The following is a 20,488-nucleotide window of genomic DNA, read 5'->3' on the forward strand; positions in this document are numbered from 1 at the left end:
AGCGTCTTTTTATAGCGTATCATATTTATCAGGATTCGTTCCTACATGTAAATTACGATTTAACGTATTAATTTGAGTCATCTCTTCTTCTGTTAGTGAAAAATCAAAGATAGTAAAATTCTCTTTAATACGGGATGGTGTAACAGATTTAGGAATCGTCACTACCCCGCTCTGAATATCCCATCTTAATATAACTTGCGCAGGTGTTTTTTCATATTTCGTAGCAATGGCCTGAATAATCGGGTGCTGAAATACTTCCCCGCCTCTCATTAATGGGCTCCATGCTTCCATTTGAATTTGCTCACCTTGACAGAAATTACGCAATTCAAATTGCGCTAACATCGGATGAAGTTCCACTTGGTTGACCATCGGCTTCACTTTACAATTTGGTAATAACAGTTCTAAATGATGTTTATGAAAATTTGAAACACCAATCGCGCGCACTTTACCTTCTTCATACAGTTTTTCTAGCGCTCGGTACGTATCGACATACTTCCCTCTAATTGGCCAATGTATTAAATATAAATCTACGTAGTCCATTTGTAATTTCTTTAAGCTTTTTTCAAACGCCTCAAGTGTTTCCTCGTATCCTTGATCGTCGTTCCAAACTTTTGTTGTAATAAATATGTCTTCTCTCGGAATCCCTGATTCACGAACCGCTTCTCCGACACCGCTTTCATTTTCATATACAGTTGCTGTATCAATCGAACGGTATCCAACTTCTAACGCTGTTTTTACTGCTTGTTTTACTTCGTCGCCTTCTTTCGCTTTATAAACGCCTAGACCAATCATCGGCATTTTTACGCCATTATGAAGTGTAGTTGTTGGAATGTGCACAGTCGTCTCCCTTTCATTCTTACATTTTTTATAAGCCACCACTTTATTTCAACAAGATTCAACCAAAAAGTCAAAACATATGTACAGTTTACATAATAATTTTATACACTAAAACGCAAACTCAATTATTCATATTTCCTTCTCTCCATTCTTTCGCTTTTTCATCAACACTACGCACAAACTCATTTTTTCCTTCCGTATATAACGTGCCATCATATGTATATTTTTCGGCTAATTCTTTCTTTAAGGTTGCATATGCCTCTGCTTCTTCACAATGAGCCATCATATAATCACGAAACGCTAAATGCCTTACTATCTCGGGATTTCCTTTTTCAAAAACGTGTAAGTGATACGAGCGTTTTTCCTCCGTTCCATGAATAAAATAACGACGTCTTGAAATACCATTTTCCCCTTTTACGATATAACCAAGCTCTTCAAAACGTTCATTCCAATGATCTACTCTGTCGATACTCTCTACTTCCATAATCATATCTATAATTGGTTTAGCTGCCAGTCCTGGCACTGATGTACTTCCAATATGATGGACTTTCACCATTTCTGGCATCGCCAATTTTAATCGTTCGGCCTCTATTTGAAATTTTTCATTCCAATGATTTTCATGCGGAACGACTACAATTTTTCTCATTAAAACTCCCCTTTTCTTACAAGCTCGTCAAAAAAATGATCAGCGGTATGCACTGATCATTTTTTATATTATTTAAAGTCTTTCCAAGTAAGGCTACTTTCACTTAACAGTTCTTCAAATGATTTATTCTTTTCACGTTCTTTTTGTTCTTGGCGCTTTCTTTCCAGTTCAGCTGCCTCTTTTTCCTCTTCTCTCACTTGCAATTCTTTCTTCTTATTCTTTAATTGCTGCATGAGTGAATCATTTAATTGATCGCCTAATGTAAGCGACTCTTTCTCTAATTTATTCACTTGCGATTGTCTTTGCATTTGTCTTTGTTTCTTTTTCTTCATGCTACTCACCTTTTACTTTTTTCTCCATTATAGTAGATACACGATGAAATCGACAACAAAAAAGGGTCATTACTCTATTATTCATCTTTTGTAAATATGTTAATTTTTCGAAAAAACTAAATTTTTATATAGATATAATCCTATGAATCTATTAAAATTATGTCGTATGATGTCAGATTATAAAAAAAGGAGAAATGAATTATGTGGAAAAAAATCATTCCTGCTGTTGCCGTTTTAAGCACCATTACTTTTTCAAGCGTATTTGCCGCTCCCCCATCTCAGACTCCAGCTGAACAAAACCGCTACATAGACGTACAAATGCTTGGTATTAATGATTTTCATGGACAACTAGATACTGTTAAAAAAATTTATAATAAAGAAGCTGGTGGCGCTGATTACTTAGCTACTTATTTAAAAGATCGGAAAAAACAAAACCCGAATACACTTCTCGTACATGCTGGTGATATTGTAGGTGCTAGCCCACCAGTTTCAGCATTATTACAAGATGAGCCTACAATTGAATTTTTAAATGACTTAAAGTTTGATGTTGGTACAATCGGAAACCATGAATTTGATGAAGGTATCGATGAAATGAAACGCCTCATTTACGGTGGATATCACGAAAAAACAGGGAATTTCAAAGGTGCTAACTTCCCTTATGTCGCTGCAAACTTCTATAACAAATCAACCGGTCGCCTATTTTTACCGCCATTTACTGTAAAAATGGTAAATGGTGTGCCTGTAGGATTCATTGGCGTTGTTACAACTGATACACCAAATGTCGTTATGCCTACTATGCTTAAAAATGTAGAAATCACTGACGAAGTAGCAGCAATTAATAAATCAGCGCAGCAATTAAAGCGTCTCGGTGTTAAATCCATCATCGTCCTTGCCCATGTCGGCGGAACAACTGATGATTCTGGCGTGACAAATGGAGACCTTACTCGAATTGCAAATGAAACAGACTCGGAAGTTGATGTTATTTTCGGTGGACATAGTCACACGTATGTAAATGGTACTGTAAATAATAAACTAATCGTCCAAGCGAACTCTTATGGAACAGCTTTCTCAGACGTAGATGTAACAATTGATCGTAAAACAAAAGATATTGTAAAGAAAAAAGCTGAAGTAATTACAACATATCATGAAGGTGTAGAACCTGATAAACAAGTAAAGCAAAAACTAGATCAATATAAAGAAAAAATCGCACCACTTGTAAATGAAGTTGTAGGAAAATCTACAGCACCTATCGACCGTAAACAAAATGATGCTGGTGAGTCCACTCTTGGAAATTTAGTTGCCGATGCCCAGCGCCAAACGATGCAAACTCAAATCGCACTTATGAATCCGGGCGGCATTCGTAATGACTTAGATGCTGGCGATATTACATGGGGCGAATTATATGGTATTCAACCTTTTGGAAACCAATTGATTAAAGTAGATTTAACAGGTCAAGATATTCGCGACATTTTAAATCAGCAATGGCAAAAAGGAACGACAAGAATGCTTCAAATTTCAGGTATTCAATATACGTGGGATGCAAACAAACCAAACGGTGAAAAAGTTACAAATATACGTTTAACAAACGGCGAAGAGTTATCTCCATCTAAAACGTATAACGTAGTTGCGAATGCTTTCTTAGCTTCTGGCGGTGACGGATTCGTATCATTTAAAAATGGCAAGAATTCAGAAACTGGTCCAAACGACTTTGAAGCACTAGTCGATTACGTAAAGCAATTAAAAGAACCAATTCAGCCAGTTATTGATGGAAGAATTCAAAAGGTAAATTAAGTATTTCCCTAATATGCGATCCAGATTTTTATTGTAAAGGATACGCACTTATACTTAATCCACAATATTAGTAAAACCTAAAAAGGATACTCGTTCTTACAATGAACATAGTATCCTTTTCTTTAGTTATCAAAATTTGATGTTTTGTTAAAATCATATTGTTGTAAAAATTGTTGTAACGCCTCTTCTACAAGTTTAGATTTTTGAATTCCTTTCGATTCTGATATAGCGTCTAATTTTGCTAATATTTCTTTATTAATAGAAAAAGTACGTTTCTTTTTTTCTGTACTTATATTCATAATGGGCGCAATTACTTCTTCCCTCTTTCTTAATAGCTCATAAATACTTTGTAATTGTTCATAAATTAATAATTGATAATCCGTTGTCGCATATTGAAGGGCTGTCGCTTCTTGGAGTTGTAAGTGACGCGGTTCTTCTCCATCTCCTACAAAAATACGTTTTTTCTGTTCTCCATCATATTCGTATCCAATCAACCTTAATTTCTTTGATAATGTATACGGGCTTATTTCAAGACGTTTTGCTATAATAGCGATGGATTCACGTCTATTTAAACAATCTATAATTTCTCCAATCGTCACAATTTCCCACCTCCCGTGTTGAAATGACACTAGTATGGTATGTTACAATGATTTTCTAACAGTATATGCAAAACGAATAGCCTGTGCGATTCATACGATTTCAGAAAAGGAGGTTTTCCATATGCTTTTTCGTAGCTATACCCCACAGTTTTATAATGAAAATAAACAATTCATTCCTAATAGTATCGCTACGATGGAAAGCGTTATGATTCATAATCGAAAACAAACTCTCCTTATGCGTGGGCAAAACGTAGAGCAGCCTATTTTATTATGCTGTCACGGCGGGCCGGGCATGGCACAAATCGGATTTATTCGTCATTTTCAAAAAGAATTGGAGAAACACTTCATCGTTATTAATTGGGATCAGCGCGGGGCAGGAAAATCCTTTTCAATGAAAGATTTCGGAGCAATTTTTACAATCGAACAATTCGTTTCCGATGCAAAAGAAGTGATTCAATATGTACTTAAAAAATTCAATAAACAGAAACTATTTCTCGCTGGTCATTCTTGGGGAAGTATTATTGGGCTTAACATAGCACATCAATATCCACAGTATATCGAGGCTTACATCGGTATTGGGCAGATTGTACATATGAAACAAAACGAAGAATTGCTATATCAGCATTTAATTCGTTCTGCAAAAAAACATGATCATAAAAAAGCATTAGCGTCCCTTTTAAAATTAGGCAAACCACCATTTTTAGATACGAGACGCCTTATTATTCAAAGAAAGTGGCTTGGCACATTCGGCGGAGCAATCCAAAACGGATCTTCCTTTTCTTTCATACGAAAAGGCTTCTTTTCCCCTGAATATACGCTATTAGATTGGTTCAAGTTTCTCGCAGGAAATTTAAAATCTGGCGTTTTATGGGAAGAAATGTTGACAATCGATTTCTTTTCTTCTATTTCAAGCTTATCTATTCCGGTTTATTTTTGTTCTGGTCGCTATGATTATCAAACTCCTTATGCTCTCGTTCAGGAATATTGTGATGTGATAGAAGCCCCCATAAAAAAAATGATTTGGTTCCCAAATTCAGCACATTCTCCTGATTTAGAAGAACCAGAATTATTCGCCAATTCTTTACAATCAATTAAACAAGAGCTAGCTTTTCAACATTAGTAACAAAAGGCTCTTTTACATTTCATAGAAAACAATTTATAATAATATGTCGCAACTATGTATAAATATAGTAAAGTGCTTCATATTTACTTGCCTTAGCACAATAAAATTTTAGGGAGATTACATTTATTATGAATGCTGTACTCGTCGCAGTAGCAGTTATGCTATTGCTTAGTTTGTTACGTGTCCAGGTCATTGTCGCCATCATTGTTGGAGCTTTAACAGGCGGAATTATCGGTGGACTCGGTATTTCAGAAACTATTAACACTTTTACAACTGGCCTTGGAAACAGTGCTCCAATCGCTTTAAGTTATGCAATGCTTGGCGGTTTCGCTATTTCCCTTTCCAAAACAGGACTTCCAGATGCCATGATTCAAACTGCACTAAAATGGATTGGCAATGAACAAGACACGAAAAAACAAGTTTATTCTAAAATACTAATTTTATTCATCATTTTAACGATGGCTTGTTTCTCACAAAATGTGATTCCTGTTCATATCGCTTTCATCCCTATCTTAATTCCAGCACTTTTAAAAGTATTAAATGAGCTGAAAGTGGATCGCCGACTTGTTACATGTATTATTACATTCGGATTGATTACTCCTTATATGTGGATTCCAGCAGGGTTCGGAAAAATTTATCATGACGTATTGCAAACAAATGCTGCGCAAAGTGGTCTTACATTTGATGTCGCACTTATTCCAAAAGCAATGACTATTCCAGCAATCGGTATGATTATTGGATTATGTGTAGCGGTATTCATTACGTACCGGAAACCTCGTACGTATGAAACAGAACAAGTTCATACTACCGCAAATGAAATCGTTCCCTATACAAAACGTAGCATTACTTTCGGATTGTTATCTATCATAGCCACATTAACTGTTCAATTAGCAACAGAATCAATGATTTTCGGTGCTTTAGCGGGGATTATCGTCTTATCAGTAAGTGGTAGTCTACCTCTTAAAGAAGCAGATGCGATATTAACAAGCGGAATGCGCATGATGTCCTTTATCGGTTTTGTTATGATCGCTGCCGCTGGATTTGGCGCTGTTCTTCGAAAAACAGGACATGTTGAATCTCTTGTGCAAACGAGTGCACATATAATTGGAAATAACAAACCACTCGCTGCATTTCTTATGCTTGTGATTGGACTTCTCGTTACGATGGGAATTGGTTCATCCTTTTCAACCATCCCTATTTTAACAACAATTTTTGTGCCTCTTTGCATGCAGCTTGGATTTAGTCCAATGGCCACAATTGCAATTATCGGTACCGCTGGAGCGCTAGGCGATGCGGGATCTCCAGCATCAGATAGTACACTTGGGCCAACATCCGGTTTAAATGCTGATGGTCAACACCATCATATATGGGATACATGTGTACCAACTTTTCTGCATTATAATATACCGTTACTTATATTCGGCTTTATTACCGCAATTACATTATAAAAGGTGCGTTTTATACGCACCTTTTACTTTTTTATTTTTTCTTTTAATTGTTGTAAAGCTATTTTCCCATTTTCTTCGGCGCAACTTTCAATTTTCATGAGTGACGAGCCTATCCATTCACTGTCTATGCTCCCGTTCGGTCCAATAATTTTCAACTTATCCGGTATACGGATATTGAAATTTTTCGCTGCTTGAATTAACTCAAAAGTAACCTTTTCACTTGAAGTTACAATTCCATCTATATACGGGTAAGTTTGTAAGAATGTAATAAACTGTTTATTCGTATACCCTTGTACACATACTTCTCGATAAGAGATCCCTTCCTCCCAAACAGCGTCTAAAAATCCTGATATGTGCTCTTCCATTTCTTCACTATCTTCTCCCTCATCGAAATAAGCAAGAAATTGACAGCCTTTTTCTTTTAATAAAGAAACCGTTCTTTGTCCACTTTCATAATAATTTGCATGGGATTTTTTTTCATCAATCACAACAAACGGAAGTGGAATTTCTCCTATACTTTTAAAAACGGATCTTGTTAAAATAACACCTGCAACGTTATTTTCCTTCAACATATATATGTATCTATCTTTATTCTCTATATTACAAACAATGATTTGATATCCTTCTTTATATGCTATTTCCTCAATACAATGTAGCAAAGTGATGTTTGATAGGTCATATAGATTATCTACAAGTAATGCAATTATCGTTGAATTCTCTTTAAATAATGGCTTTGCTGCATTATTTGGCCTATAACGTAATTCCTCAATTGCTTCCTTTACTTGTTTTACTGTGTCCTCATGAACGTATCCTTTTTCATTAATAACTCGTGAAACGGTTGCGACTGAAACACCTGCCAATTTTGCAACATCACGTATAGTTGCCACATCGTCACCCCTTAATATGGTAATAGATTACAATTTTACGGTAACCTAAATTACAATATTCGTCAAGGTTAATAACTTATATTTCTGAAAATTGTTACATCAGTTTATTAAACGATACTCCAACTGTATTTCATGTAAAATTGGGATGTTATCATATCCGATACGCGGAATTTCTTTCTTTATTTTTCGTGCCTCTTCCACTGCATTCACATATAAATTAGTCATCATAAAATTACGTTTTTGGTAAAAACGTAACGCATTCATATTATCATTTGTTGTTATGAGCCAAACCCGCCCGCACCGTTCTTCTTCTGCAACTTGTAATACACAATCTACAAGTTTCGTCCCTATTCCTTTTCTTTCTTCAAAGCTATCTAACGATACAATTTCACACATATTTCCGGTCACTTCATACGTTATAATTCCGATTATTCTGTCATCCGAGAGCGCAACAAATCCTGGCAACTCTTCTAACTGATGCCCCTTACCACGTGAAACCATCAATGAACTCCCCCAGTTCTCACACATGAACATTCGGATTGTTTCTTTCATCGCTGGCGTAATTTTTTGTATATACACCATTTCCTATTTCTCCCCTTTTCTATCATTGTGATACAATGTAAGTGTATCACATGTAACGGTATTTGGAGGATGAGGTAAAGTATGAAACGTTTTTTTGCAGCATTGTTTACTATACTAGGTGCGATAACTGCCCTTGGGATTTTCTTTACAAATAAAGTGATGTACTTAAAGAAAAAAACAGAGGAAGAAGTACTCGAAAGAGAAACGAAAAAACATTTTCGTTTAGAGGATTTTGATGCTCTTCATAAAGAAGAAATTCATATTCCTTCGCAATTCGGATATGATCTTCACGGATATTACATTCCTGCTGGTCATTCCAATAAGTTTATGATTTTTTGTCACGGCGTAACTGTAAATAAAATGAACTCTGTAAAATATGCAAGGTTATTTTTAAACAGAGGGTATAATGTCGTTATTTATGATCATCGTCGTCATGGTAAAACTGGCGGAAAAACAACAAGCTATGGATACTATGAAAAACATGATTTAAAATCTGTAGTTGACTGGCTAAAAAGTCGCTTTGGAACAAATATAACACTCGGTATTCATGGTGAATCTATGGGAGCTGCAATACTTCTTCAATACGCAGGACTTGTAGAAGATGGTGCTGATTTCTATATTGCAGATTGTCCTTTTTCTGATTTCTACGGGCAATTACAACACCGTTTAAAGGTTGAATTCCATTTACCTAAATGGCCTTTATTACCTTTAGCAAATGCTTTTTTAAAAGTACGTGACGGTTATACGATTCGCGAAGTTTCACCAATCGATTGTATAAAAAATATTAATAATCCCGTCCTCTTTATTCATAGTAAAGATGATGATTATATTTTAGCTGATATGACGAAATCACTATATGAAGCAAAAGAAAACAATAAACAACTTTATATTGCAGAACGCGGTGCACACGCTTGCTCTTATAACGAAAATAAAGAAGAGTATGAAGCAGCCGTTGATCAATTTTTAAACTCATATGTAAAAGAAACAAAAAACAGGCTTGCATAAGCCTGTTTTTTTATTGCGCTAAAACGTCTGTAACTTGTTCCATATTTACAGAAATCCATTGCATTGCATCATCTAACGTTGGAAATTCTGTCGTTTGAAATGTTACTTCATCTTGAAGTAACCAAACATCCTTTGCCTCTTGCCCTACACCTGCAATGGACCAATGTAACAAACTATATGGATGATTATCATTCAAAAATGATGCCCACGTGCGCTCATTTGCAATGTTTCGTAATGTATGTAATTGTTTATCCATCTCTCGTCACCTTACTCTAGTCAGTTATAAAAAACATTATAACACTCTCTTCTCTCCCAAAGAAAGTGCTCATTTTACCCCGCTATTTGCGGGCAGTAAAACTCCCACCTCAAAACTCAGCTAAAACAAAGAAGTTAGGTGGGAAATTAACTGCCCCTAAAAGCCCGATTGGTTCAACTAATAATTAGTGGGGATACCTCCCCCACTAATTAAAGTTTCACTTTATATTGTCAAGTACTTCTCTTAATTATATGATGAAATTAAGCGTTTGGGAAGGAGGGATGGCGTTGGCGAAAGTACAAATTAAAGTAAATGATAATGGCTCTTTTCGCGTTACAGGGGACGTGGAATTAGTCGATTCACAAGGGAATGTATTCCCAGCAAAACCGGCATTTTCTTTATGCCGTTGTGGTTTATCAAAAAATATGCCTTATTGCGATGCTTCGCATAAAGGGAAATTCGAGTCTGTCGTTAGAGCACCAGAGGCAGAATAATTTCACATGTGACATGCACATTTTTTTGTGCATGTTTTTTCTTTTCATTAACTCTCGTCCCCCTTTTCCTTACAACATTCCTCGTACTTTTGTCCTCATTCCAACTTACATATATTTTCACACAATTCTTCACATTCGAATATTTTTTTCTAGCCTTTTATTTTTTTTGTGCTATAATTTGAGCAAACAACATCCTTCGGGGTCGGGTGAAATTCCCAACCGGCGGTGATGAAGTGCAAACTTCTAAGTCCGTGACCCGTTTTCAACTCGAAAACGGTGGATCTAGTGAAACTCTAGGGCCGACAGTATAGTCTGGATGGGAGAAGGATATGTTTTCTAGTAATTTTATATAGCGAATACACTTTTATTTCAGTATGCATATTTTTAAAGTTTCGTTTTGAATCTTTATATATGTTTTATTTTGTATACTTATGTTTCTATACTGAAATAAAAAGATACGACTAGCGTTTGAAAAATCCGATATTTTTGCTAGTATTTTTCCTTATGCAAAAATACCAATCATCGTTAGGTTTCTTTCCTGTACTTTCGTATTCGAACTATATTTCTAGAAATCACGTCTCCCAAACCCCAAGGATATAAAATCCTTGGGGTTTTTTGATTTTTTCAGGAGAGGTGAAGAGAATGACAGATCAAGAATATATGAGGATTGCCCTGCAGTTAGCAGAAGGAACATCTGGACAAACAAGTCCAAATCCTATGGTTGGTGCTGTTGTTGTAAAAGAAGAAAACATCGTCGGTATTGGTGCTCATTTACGTGCTGGTGAAGAACACGCAGAAGTTCACGCGCTTCATATGGCTGGTGAAAAAGCAAAAGGAGCCACCGTTTATGTAACACTTGAACCGTGTAGCCATTTTGGAAAAACACCACCTTGCTGTGAATTGCTCATCAAAAAAGGAGTCAAACGGGTTGTAATTGCTACTCTTGATTGCAATCCTCTCGTTTCTGGTACTGGAAAAAGGAGATTAGAAGAAGCTGGCATCGAGGTAGCTACCGGTGTTCTTGAAACAGAAGCCACCTTATTAAATCGTTTCTTTTTTCACTACATGAAAACGAAGCGTCCATTTGTAACAATAAAAACAGCGATGAGCTTAGATGGAAAAACAGCAACTGTCACGGGGGAAAGTAAGTGGATTACAGGTGAAGAAGCACGAGCTGATGTTCACCAATATCGTCATACACATGATGCGATTCTCGTTGGAGTGAATACAGTTATAGCTGATAATCCGCATTTAACGACAAGAATTCCTAACGGGGGTAAAAATCCTATTCGTGTTATTTTAGATACTCATTTACGAACGCCACCATCTTCTCATGTCATAACAGATGGTTTAGCACCGACATGGATTATTGTCGGTAAGGATGTAAATAAAGAGAAAATAGCTTCTTATGAATCTGAAAATATAGCTATATTCCAAATGAAAACAAAACATATAGAAATCAAGGACCTCCTTTTCTTTCTTGGCGAGAAGCAAATTCTTTCTCTATTCGTTGAAGGTGGTCAAACAGTTCATGCAAGCTTCTTACAAACAAAACATCTCAATGAAATTGTAACTTATATAAGCCCTAAATTAATTGGCGGGAAAGATGCCCCTACTTTATTTGGGGGAAATGGTTTCGCAGCATTACATGATGCACTTTCCTTGGAAATTCAAGAGATGAAACAAGTTGGTGATGATATAAAAATCGTTGCGAATGCCCGAAGTGAGGTGACGGAATGTTTACAGGAATTGTAGAGGAGTTAGGAACGATTGCAAACATGCAACAAAGCGGAGAAGCGATGAAGTTAACGATCCATGCGAATAAAATTTTATCAGATGTTCACTTAGGTGATAGTATCGCGGTTAACGGTATTTGCTTAACTGTAACGAGTTTCACAACAGCTTCATTCACAGTGGATGCAATGCCTGAAACGATGCAATCAACATCACTTCGCATGCTTAAACCACACTGTAAAGTAAATTTAGAGCGGGCGATAGCTGCAAACGGACGATTCGGTGGGCATTTCGTTTCAGGACATATTGATGGCATCGGAACGATATTAAACAAAAAACAGCACTATAATGCCGTCTATTACAAAATAGCTATTGCTGATGAATTGCTGCGCTATTGTTTGCATAAAGGATCCGTTGCTGTTGATGGAACGAGTTTAACGATATTTGATATCGACGAATCTTCCATCACAATCTCACTCATCCCGCACACAGTAAGTGAATCTGTTATCGGAGAAAAGAATGCCGGTGACATCGTAAACATTGAGTGTGACATGATCGGTAAATATATCGAACGCTTTATTTCTAAACCTGTAAAACGAACAGGTTCAATGAGCGAAAGCTTTTTACAAGAAAACGGATTTCTATAAGGGGGAATCATTATGTTTCATCGTATTGAAGAAGCTCTAGAAGATTTAAAACAAGGAAAAGTCGTTATCGTATGCGATGATGAAAACCGTGAAAATGAAGGCGATTTTATCGCTTTAGCAGAGTATATTACGCCAGAAACGATTAACTTTATGATTACACATGGGCGTGGTCTCGTTTGTGTACCGATTACGGAAGGGTACGCAGAACGTCTACAATTAGAACCAATGGTAGCTCATAATACAGATGCGCATCATACTGCATTTACAGTGAGTATTGATCATGTTTCTACAACAACAGGGATTAGCGCTCACGAACGGGCAACTACGATACAAGAATTATTAAACCCTGCATCAAAAGGTGCTGATTTCAATCGTCCTGGACATATCTTTCCATTAATTGCGAAAGAAGGCGGTGTCTTGCGCCGTGCTGGTCATACAGAAGCTGCCGTCGATTTAGCACAGCTTTGCGGAGCAGAACCAGCTGGAGTCATTTGTGAGATTATCAATGAGGACGGTACGATGGCTCGCGTACCTGATTTACTACAGTGCGCAAAACAATTTGATATAAAAATGATTACAATAGAAGATTTAATTGCTTATCGCCGCCACCATGAAACACTAGTGACGCGAGAAGTGGAAATTACATTACCTACAGATTTCGGTACTTTCCATGCAATTGGCTATTCTAATTCATTAGATACGAAAGAGCATATCGCACTCGTAAAAGGTGATATTTCAACAGGAGAGCCTGTACTTGTACGCGTTCATTCAGAGTGCTTAACAGGAGATGTATTTGGCTCATGCCGCTGTGATTGCGGACCACAACTCCATGCTGCACTTGCTCAAATTGAACGTGAAGGAAAAGGCGTTCTTCTTTATATGAGACAAGAAGGACGAGGCATCGGCCTTCTTAATAAGCTTCGCGCTTATAAGTTACAAGAAGAAGGATTCGATACGGTAGAAGCAAACGAAAAACTTGGATTCCCAGCTGATTTGCGTGATTACGGTATTGGCGCTCAAATTTTAAAAGATTTAGGTTTACAACAGTTACGATTATTAACGAATAACCCGCGAAAAATTGCTGGCTTACAAGGTTACGATTTAGAAGTAATCGAGCGTGTTCCATTGCAAATGCCAACAAAAGAAGAGAATAAAACGTATTTACAAACGAAAGTAAACAAATTAGGACATTTACTAAACTTATAATAAAAGGAGAGATTCATTATGGTATTCGAAGGTCATTTAGTTGGTACAGGATTAAAAGTTGGGGTTGTTGTTGGACGTTTTAATGAATTTATTACAAGTAAGTTACTCGGCGGAGCTTTAGATGGATTAAAGCGTCACGGTGTAGAAGAAACTGATATCGATGTTGCTTGGGTTCCTGGCGCATTTGAAATTCCTTTAATCGCTAAAAAGATGGCTAATAGCGGAAAGTATGATGCTGTAATTACGTTAGGTACTGTAATTCGTGGTGCTACAACACATTACGATTACGTTTGTAATGAAGTAGCAAAAGGAGTTGCATCTTTATCACTACAAACAGACATCCCAGTTATTTTCGGTGTATTAACGACTGAAACGATCGAGCAGGCGATTGAACGCGCGGGCACGAAAGCTGGTAATAAAGGCTATGAATCCGCCGTTGCTGCGATTGAAATGGCTCATTTATCAAAACAATGGGCATAAAAAATAAAAAAGAGGCTGCGGCCTCTTTTTTATTTTTTTACTTTTTTCCGTACATCTTTTATTAATTCATCCATTGTTTTTCCTTCTGTTTGTATACGAAGCGTTTGTGCTGTTCTCCATACATTCTCTCTTTTCTTCGCCTCTTCTATAATAGTAATTTCTTTTCGCACTTCCTTTAAGTCTTTTCCTTCTGTTTTCAATCCAAAATGTTCAGCTTTCGTTCGAAAATGTTGTTCAATTCGTTGTTGCATCTCTTTTTGTTCAGGATTTTCGGCGGCCTTAACTGGATCAGCACTTATTGCTTTTAGTAAAATTAGACAAGTCATAATCGCTAATATATATTTGTGCATGTAAAATCCTCCAACCCAATATAAATTACATATTTACTATGTACAATTGGGGCTTGGAAAATTCGTCCACCAAAATTCTTTTTTTTGCTCAAAAACCAATAGTATCAAGCTTTCACAACTATTTATTACATTTTATTTACAAAAAAGCAAACTCTTTTACAAGTTTGCTTTTTATCTATCTTATAATGCACATTCTTCAATCTCAAACCCTAAATCTTCAATCATACCCCAGTCTGCAGTCGGTTCTTGTCCAGCTGTCGTTAAATAATCTCCAACAAAAATAGAGTTTGCTGCAAATAAACCGATTGGCTGTACAGAACGTAAATTGATTTCACGTCCCCCTGAAATGCGAATTTCTTTCGTTGGGTTTACAAAACGCATCATCGCCAGCACTTTTAAACATTCTACCGGCGTTAATTCTTTTTGTCCTTCAAGCGGCGTACCCTTTACAGCAACAAGGAAATTACATGGAATTGAATCTGCATCTATACGTTGTAATTCAAATGCAATTTCAGCACGTTCTTCTATTGTCTCCCCCATTCCAAAAATTGCCCCAGAGCATGGTGAAATGCCCGCTTGTTTTGCTTTTTGAACTGTATCAACACGATCGTCATACGTATGAGTGGAGCAAATGCTTTCGTAATTATTTGCATGTGTATTTAAGTTGTGGTTATAACGATGTACACCCGCGTCTGCTAAACGTCCTGCTTGATCTTCGTTTAAGAAACCTAAACAACAACAAATCTTTAAATCTGTCGTTTCACGAATCTCCTTAACTGCTCCAATTACGTGATTCACCTCTTTATCCGTCGGACGACGACCAGATGCCACAATACAATATGTACCTGCTTTACGGCGAATTGCTTCGTGTGCTCCTTCTACAATCTTTTCCTGCGTTAGCCATGCATATTTATCAATCGGCGCCTCTGAAATAATAGACTGTGAACAATATCCGCAATCTTCAGGACATAATCCAGATTTCGTATTAATAATCATATTCAATTTTACTTTCTTACCAAAGTGATGATGGCGAATGATGTAAGCTGCATTCATAATTTCTAACACTTCTGTATCATCAGCTTCTAATATCGCAATCGCATCCTCTTTCGTAATCATTTTCTCTTCTACTACGTCATGTGCAAGTTTTTTCCAATCCCTTTTTGTTTGTACTTGTTTCATTTCATCTCTTCCCCTCTTTTGTTATATGCATAAATAAAGCATGATACGTCGCCATTATCCCTTCATTTTCCGTGAAGTCTCTTTCGTATATGCGAAGCATCGCACGAAAGAGTGAGGGACTTTGACAATATGATTCTTCATTACTATTGGTCGCTCCTACTTTTCGAATAGAGTTTAGAAACTCCCTAACTTCTGTAAATCTCTCTATGTAACATGTTTCAGAAACATGCACATCCCCTGTTTCTATTTCACACATATGGCGCAACTGATTTTTCGAATAAAAACGTTGCCCAATCGATGTTTCATTTTGTATATTTTTTTCTTCTTTCGCCCGCTGGAACGAAGCATGCAATTCTTGAAATGTTTCATGTCCAAACGTTGAAAAGAGTAATATCCCATCTATAGACAAATGATGAAATAAATTTCTTATCACTTGTTTTAAATCATTTAGCCATTGAAATGTGGCATTTGAAATAATGACATCATATGTTTCTTCTAGTCGTAATCTTTCGATATCCTCACAGTAAAACGTTACATTTTTCACATTTTGTCTAGTTTTCGCAACTGCAATCATACTTTCAGCAAAATCAATGGCTGTAATATGTGCTTTCGGAAATAAGTTTGATAATTGCTCTGTAACATATCCTGTCCCGCATCCAAGTTCTAAAATACGTATCGATGAATTTGCACTATATCGCCGATTTAATGTAGAAAGTAATGAATGTGCCATCTTTTTTTGTACATTTGCATATTGATCGTAGGATACAGCTGCCGCGTTAAACCGTTTTTGTAGTAACGTTTTGTTGATCATGTCGTATCCCCTCTACAAATTGAATTATCTCATTTCCGCAATATTCGAAATTCGTTACACATAATGCGTGTCCAGCCTCACTTACTACCTTGAGCGTGGCAGTCTCATTCTCAGACATACTACGTGCTGCAGACAATGGACAAATTACATCCTGCTCTCCGTGAATAAGTAGTATAGGGACTTTAATTTCTTTCAGTTCTTCTCTCATATCTGCTTCTATTAAATACTTCAAACCTAATTGCAAAGACTGAATAGAATCACCTTTAAAGCGTTTTATCATATCTTCAAACCTTGTATTCTCTTTCAGCTCATCCTTTGTAAACATATTTTCATAAAACCGCTTGAGCGTATCTTCTTTCTTTCTCGCTACATTCTTTTTTAGCCGTTCTACATGCAGAGTATTCCATCCACTCGTATAATCGCTCGTATTTGTAAATTTGGCAGTACCACCAATTAGTACGATACCTTTTGCCTTAACCTTTTTATGAGCTTGAACTGCTGCTAACGCTCCTAGTGACCATCCAACTAAAATTACATTTTCATCTTTTGCTACATCTATTATTCGCCCCGCAAATTCACTTTGTTCTTTCACATTACGCCAATTGATACATTGAACAGAATATCCTTTAAAATACGGCAGAACTAAAGTCCAAACACCTTCTTCCATTCCCCACCCAGGAATAAAAATAATCTTTAGCTCTTTCATACGAAAAACCCCTCTTCTTTACCAATGCGTATAATATGCTGAATAGCCCATTTCAAATCAGCTATTGTATGTTGGGACGTAACCGCAAAACGGACCCGTGAACTATTAACTGGAACCGTTGGTGGACGAATTGCAATTGCTGCAATACCTACCTCTTGCAACCTTTTACTAAACCGTAAAGCTGTTTCATTTGAACCGACTACAATCGGTACAATATGAGTTGAGCTATTCCCAATATCAAAACCAGCTTCTTGCAAATGTGTCCTAAAATATGCTCCATTCTCTATAAGTCTCTCTCTTCTTTCATTATCTTCTCTCACAATTTCAATTGCTTTTTGTACCGCCCCTAACATTCCTGGTGGTAAAGCAGTAGTAAAAATAAAGCTTCTCATCATATTTTGTAAATACTCTATATACATTGCATCACCTGTCAAATACGCACCATAACACCCTAAAGCCTTGCTAAATGTCCCCATATGTATATCAATATTTTGAGCAATATTTTTTTCTATATGGGACAATCCTGCTCCATCAATTCCATATATCCCACTCGCATGTGCTTCATCAACTATAATCATTGCTCCATATTTCTCTTTCATTTGCACTAAATCTCTTAAATATGCAGTATCACCGTCCATACTAAAAACAGTATCTGTTACGATTAATTTCTTCTTTTTTGGCGGTGCTACTTGCAACAGCTTCTCTAAATGCTCTAAATCATTATGACGATACCTTTTATGCTCTGCTCCGCTTAATATAATTCCATCAACGATGCTTGCGTGATTTAATTTGTCACTAAACACAATGTCGTGACGACAGGCTAATGAAGAAATCACTCCAATATTTGCGGTATATCCGCTATTTACAACTAAGGCTTTTTCAGTGCCTTTCCAATCGCATATACTTCTCTCAACCTCTTCATACAGTGAATAATTTCCTACAACGAGCCTTGATGCCGTCGCCCCAGTTCCATATTTTCTTGTGCATGCAATAGCAGCTTCTTTTAACCTCTCATCTCCAGCTAACCCTAAATAATTATTTGACGCTAAATTTAACATCCTTTTTTCATCTCGAATAAGCCATGTCTCTTCTGCTTGTTCTGTTACATGCAAATTGCGATACTGCCCTTGCTCATTTAATTGTTGCAATTTAGATTGAAGATGTGTGCGCCACGTTTGATTCATTTCGGATAAACTCCTCTAATTTTGAAATCATTATATACTCTTTTGCAGATTCCAAGACTTCTTCTTTTGTAAACGCACCTTCAAAGAATGGTAATAAGCCTAAAACCGGTACCCCACTTAGCTCTTCAATCATTTCTTTATTTTCTTGTACTCTTTCCATTTCACATTCTTTGCAGCCTGATAAAATTATACCTGCTACTGTTAAGCCCTGTGCCTTTGCATAAGCAATCGTTAAAACTGTATGATTTACTGTTCCTAATGTAGGGCGTGCGACTATAATAAGAGGAAGCTGTAATTCCTTTGCGAAATCAATTACTAAAGCGTCTTCTGTATATGGAACAGCCAGTCCACCTGCTCCTTCTACAAATAGGCTATTAAACTCTTTCAATAGTTCATTATAATGATCAGTAATGTCTTTTAAATGTACTACTCTTCCAGCTCTTTTCATGGCAAGTCTCGGAGCAAGAGGCTCTTCAATAGAATAAGGACAAATTTCATTTTCTTTTGTCGGTACACCTGATAATGCTTTTAACCTTGCTGCATCTCCCTCTGGATTTGATGCAACATGTCCACTTTGCAACGGTTTATATACCCCGATGTTATATCCCAATTCTCTAAATACACCTGCTAATGCACCGGCAACTACAGTTTTCCCCACTTCAGTATCCGTTGCTGTTACAAAAAAACCGTTCATTATTCTCCCTCCGTAACATCCGAGATTGCTTTATACAAAATATGTAACATATCATCAATCTCATCAATTGTAGAAGCAAGAGGAGGCATAAATACAATTGTATTGCCGAGTGGCCGTAAAATCATGCCCAGCTCTCTTGAGCGTTTACATACTTGAACACCGACTCTCTCTGTCCATTCAAACGCTTCTTTCGTTTCCTTATTCTTCACAAGTTCAATTCCAACCATTAATCCGCACTGACGAATATCACCTACATGTTTATATGTAAAGAGTGCTTCTAATTGCGTCGCCACATATTCTGTTTTACGTGCTACTTCTTCTATTAAATTTGTTTTTTCGTATAGTTCTAGATTCGCAATTGCTACCGCACACCCTAACGGGTTCCCTGTATAACTATGACCATGGAAAAATGTTTTTTGTTCTTCATATCCTCCTAAAAAGGCATTATAAATTTCATCTGTCGTTACGGTGATTGCAATTGGTAAATATCCACCTGTTAAACCTTTTCCGGCGGTTAAAATGTCCGGCGTTACATTTTCATGTTCACATGCAAACATTTTCCCGGTACGCCCAAATCCAGTCGCTACCTCATCTGTAATAAATAAAACATTATATTTTGTACATAAATTACGTAGTCCTCTTAAGTATCCTTTTGGCATTGTAATCATACCACCAGCACCTTGCATTAAAGGTTCTACAATAATTGCTGCAATTTCTTCATGTTTATCTTTCAGCAGCTCTTCCATTTCTTCTAAATGTTTTTTTACAATTTCCTCCTTATTATTTCCGTAAGGAGAACGATATGTATATGGATAAGGCATTTTAATTGCCTCAAATAAAAGTGAACTATAAACTTGGTGAAACAAGTCTATCGCTCCTACTGAAACAGCTCCAATTGTATCACCGTGATATGCTTCTTTTAATGTAACAAATCTTTGTTTCTTCGGTTTTCCTTTATGCTGCCAATATTGAAAGGCCATCTTAATTGCAATTTCAACGGCGCTAGAACCAGAGTCTGAATAGAATACTTTCTTCAAACCTTCTGGCACAACTTCAATTATTTTTTCTGCTAATAAAATAGATGGAACGTTAGCAAGTCCTAGCATAGTAGAATGAGCAATTTTATTTAATTGCTCACGAATTGCTTCATCTAGTTCCGGTACTTGATGTCCATGAACATTTAACCAAATAGACGAAACACCGTCCCAATATTCATTTCCATTTACATCGTATAGCTTTCTTCCCTCTCCGCGTTCAATAATGACAGGATCTTCTTCTAAATAATCCTTCATTTGTGTAAATGGGTGCCATACATAGGCTTTATTTTTTTCCGATAACTCTTCATATGTATAAGACGATTTTTCAGTCGTATTACTATTAACAGTCACAATTGTCACCCCTAATGTTAACTTGTTTATAAATATAGTTAACATTAAATCCAAAAGACTGTCAATTATTTTTAAATCAAATAGTTCTTAAAAAAGAACAACTTATCGT

Annotated in this window: 23 protein-coding genes and 1 riboswitch; of the genes, 9 read left to right on the plus strand and 14 right to left on the minus strand. The window is 36.6% G+C overall.

The genetic code is table 11. The annotated features are described in order from the left end of the window. Nucleotides 1–9: 9 nt before the first annotated feature. The 3 genes from JDS82_RS02110 to JDS82_RS02120 all read right to left on the minus strand — a co-directional run bounded on the left by JDS82_RS02110 (nt 10) and on the right by JDS82_RS02120 (nt 1,815). Nucleotides 10–837 (minus strand): aldo/keto reductase, encoded by an 828-nt coding sequence (locus tag JDS82_RS02110; RefSeq protein ID WP_048562379.1) that lies wholly within the window; start codon nt 835–837, stop codon nt 10–12. 121 nt (nt 838–958) lie between these two features. Continuing rightward, the gene (locus tag JDS82_RS02115) at nt 959–1,483 is read right to left on the minus strand and encodes a GrpB family protein (protein ID WP_088059589.1); all 525 of its coding nucleotides are present in this window, start codon (nt 1,481–1,483) and stop codon (nt 959–961) included. Between the two features lie 68 nt (nt 1,484–1,551). After that, nucleotides 1,552–1,815: a YqkE family protein gene (locus JDS82_RS02120; protein WP_016086415.1), complete on the minus strand. Its 264-nt coding sequence runs from the start codon at nt 1,813–1,815 to the stop codon at nt 1,552–1,554. Between the two features lie 201 nt (nt 1,816–2,016). Between JDS82_RS02120 and JDS82_RS02125 the strand changes: the two genes are divergently transcribed. After that, complete coding sequence (locus JDS82_RS02125) at nt 2,017–3,606, plus strand: bifunctional metallophosphatase/5'-nucleotidase (RefSeq protein WP_199712532.1); 1,590 nt, start codon at nt 2,017–2,019, stop codon at nt 3,604–3,606. 122 nt (nt 3,607–3,728) lie between these two features. Here JDS82_RS02125 and JDS82_RS02130 read toward each other — a convergent pair whose 3' ends face one another. Further along, nucleotides 3,729–4,205, minus strand: a complete 477-nt coding sequence (locus JDS82_RS02130; protein ID WP_048562375.1) for a ribbon-helix-helix domain-containing protein — start codon at nt 4,203–4,205, stop codon at nt 3,729–3,731. A gap of 121 nt (nt 4,206–4,326) precedes the next feature. On the opposite strand from JDS82_RS02130, the gene JDS82_RS02135 reads away from it, so the two are divergent. Together JDS82_RS02135 and JDS82_RS02140 are read left to right on the plus strand one after the other, a co-directional pair. After that, a complete protein-coding gene (locus JDS82_RS02135) occupies nt 4,327–5,325 on the plus strand; it encodes an alpha/beta fold hydrolase (protein ID WP_088091748.1) in 999 nt (332 codons plus the stop codon). 131 nt (nt 5,326–5,456) lie between these two features. Beyond that, on the plus strand, nt 5,457–6,776 hold the full coding sequence (locus JDS82_RS02140) for a Na+/H+ antiporter family protein (protein WP_199712533.1): 1,320 nt from the start codon (nt 5,457–5,459) through the stop codon (nt 6,774–6,776). Nucleotides 6,777–6,799: 23 nt separating this feature from the next. On the opposite strand, the gene JDS82_RS02145 is transcribed toward JDS82_RS02140, so the two are convergent. Together JDS82_RS02145 and JDS82_RS02150 are read right to left on the minus strand one after the other, a co-directional pair. Further along, nucleotides 6,800–7,663 (minus strand): LacI family DNA-binding transcriptional regulator, encoded by an 864-nt coding sequence (locus tag JDS82_RS02145; RefSeq protein WP_000201337.1) that lies wholly within the window; start codon nt 7,661–7,663, stop codon nt 6,800–6,802. A 99-nt stretch (nt 7,664–7,762) separates the two neighbouring features. Beyond that, a complete protein-coding gene (locus JDS82_RS02150) occupies nt 7,763–8,245 on the minus strand; it encodes a GNAT family N-acetyltransferase (protein ID WP_000262551.1) in 483 nt (160 codons plus the stop codon). A gap of 81 nt (nt 8,246–8,326) precedes the next feature. Here JDS82_RS02150 and JDS82_RS02155 point away from each other — a divergent pair, with 81 nt between their 5' ends. Further along, entirely contained in the window at nt 8,327–9,250 is a 924-nt protein-coding gene (locus tag JDS82_RS02155; protein WP_098058183.1) for an alpha/beta hydrolase, read from the plus strand. A 10-nt stretch (nt 9,251–9,260) separates the two neighbouring features. On the opposite strand, the gene JDS82_RS02160 is transcribed toward JDS82_RS02155, so the two are convergent. Next, entirely contained in the window at nt 9,261–9,506 is a 246-nt protein-coding gene (locus tag JDS82_RS02160; protein ID WP_000360794.1) for a DUF2552 family protein, read from the minus strand. Between the two features lie 287 nt (nt 9,507–9,793). On the opposite strand from JDS82_RS02160, the gene JDS82_RS02165 reads away from it, so the two are divergent. The 5 genes from JDS82_RS02165 (at nt 9,794) to ribH (ending at nt 14,067) form a co-directional block, all read left to right on the plus strand. Then, nucleotides 9,794–10,000, plus strand: a complete 207-nt coding sequence (locus JDS82_RS02165) for a CDGSH iron-sulfur domain-containing protein (RefSeq protein WP_001151582.1) — start codon at nt 9,794–9,796, stop codon at nt 9,998–10,000. Nucleotides 10,001–10,188: 188 nt separating this feature from the next. Beyond that, nucleotides 10,189–10,332: riboswitch (FMN riboswitch) on the plus strand. 310 nt (nt 10,333–10,642) lie between these two features. After that, entirely contained in the window at nt 10,643–11,755 is a 1,113-nt protein-coding gene (ribD, locus tag JDS82_RS02170) for a bifunctional diaminohydroxyphosphoribosylaminopyrimidine deaminase/5-amino-6-(5-phosphoribosylamino)uracil reductase RibD (protein WP_199712534.1), read from the plus strand. Then, nucleotides 11,737–12,381 (plus strand): riboflavin synthase, encoded by a 645-nt coding sequence (gene ribE / locus JDS82_RS02175; RefSeq protein ID WP_088091751.1) that lies wholly within the window; start codon nt 11,737–11,739, stop codon nt 12,379–12,381. Before ribD ends, ribE begins: the two co-directional genes overlap by 19 nt. A 12-nt stretch (nt 12,382–12,393) precedes the next feature. Beyond that, the gene (ribBA, locus tag JDS82_RS02180; RefSeq protein ID WP_199712535.1) at nt 12,394–13,587 is read left to right on the plus strand and encodes a bifunctional 3,4-dihydroxy-2-butanone 4-phosphate synthase/GTP cyclohydrolase II; all 1,194 of its coding nucleotides are present in this window, start codon (nt 12,394–12,396) and stop codon (nt 13,585–13,587) included. Nucleotides 13,588–13,605: 18 nt separating this feature from the next. Then, nucleotides 13,606–14,067: a 6,7-dimethyl-8-ribityllumazine synthase gene (gene ribH / locus JDS82_RS02185; RefSeq protein WP_000230900.1), complete on the plus strand. Its 462-nt coding sequence runs from the start codon at nt 13,606–13,608 to the stop codon at nt 14,065–14,067. A 29-nt stretch (nt 14,068–14,096) separates the two neighbouring features. On the opposite strand, the gene JDS82_RS02190 is transcribed toward ribH, so the two are convergent. From JDS82_RS02190 to bioA, 7 genes are all read right to left on the minus strand, one after another. Beyond that, a complete protein-coding gene (locus JDS82_RS02190; protein ID WP_000549778.1) occupies nt 14,097–14,417 on the minus strand; it encodes a hypothetical protein in 321 nt (106 codons plus the stop codon). A 180-nt stretch (nt 14,418–14,597) separates the two neighbouring features. Beyond that, on the minus strand, nt 14,598–15,596 hold the full coding sequence (gene bioB, locus JDS82_RS02195; RefSeq protein ID WP_000815837.1) for a biotin synthase: 999 nt from the start codon (nt 15,594–15,596) through the stop codon (nt 14,598–14,600). Between the two features lies 1 nt (nt 15,597). Then, on the minus strand, nt 15,598–16,407 hold the full coding sequence (gene bioC, locus JDS82_RS02200) for a malonyl-ACP O-methyltransferase BioC (protein ID WP_199712536.1): 810 nt from the start codon (nt 16,405–16,407) through the stop codon (nt 15,598–15,600). Next, a complete protein-coding gene (locus JDS82_RS02205) occupies nt 16,373–17,113 on the minus strand; it encodes an alpha/beta fold hydrolase (protein WP_098058188.1) in 741 nt (246 codons plus the stop codon). Before JDS82_RS02205 ends, bioC begins: the two co-directional genes overlap by 35 nt. Continuing rightward, nucleotides 17,110–18,297, minus strand: coding sequence for an 8-amino-7-oxononanoate synthase (gene bioF, locus JDS82_RS02210; protein ID WP_001077313.1), 1,188 nt, complete (start codon nt 18,295–18,297; stop codon nt 17,110–17,112). The genes JDS82_RS02205 and bioF overlap by 4 nt, the downstream gene beginning before the upstream one ends. Further along, on the minus strand, nt 18,263–18,991 hold the full coding sequence (bioD, locus tag JDS82_RS02215) for a dethiobiotin synthase (RefSeq protein WP_001013033.1): 729 nt from the start codon (nt 18,989–18,991) through the stop codon (nt 18,263–18,265). The genes bioF and bioD overlap by 35 nt, the downstream gene beginning before the upstream one ends. After that, nucleotides 18,991–20,424 (minus strand): adenosylmethionine--8-amino-7-oxononanoate transaminase, encoded by a 1,434-nt coding sequence (gene bioA, locus JDS82_RS02220; protein WP_199712651.1) that lies wholly within the window; start codon nt 20,422–20,424, stop codon nt 18,991–18,993. Before bioA ends, bioD begins: the two co-directional genes overlap by 1 nt. Nucleotides 20,425–20,488 lie beyond the last annotated feature (64 nt).

Source organism: Bacillus cereus group sp. N14, assembly GCF_016483555.1.
Taxonomy (GTDB): Bacteria; Bacillota; Bacilli; order Bacillales; family Bacillaceae_G; genus Bacillus_A; species Bacillus_A wiedmannii.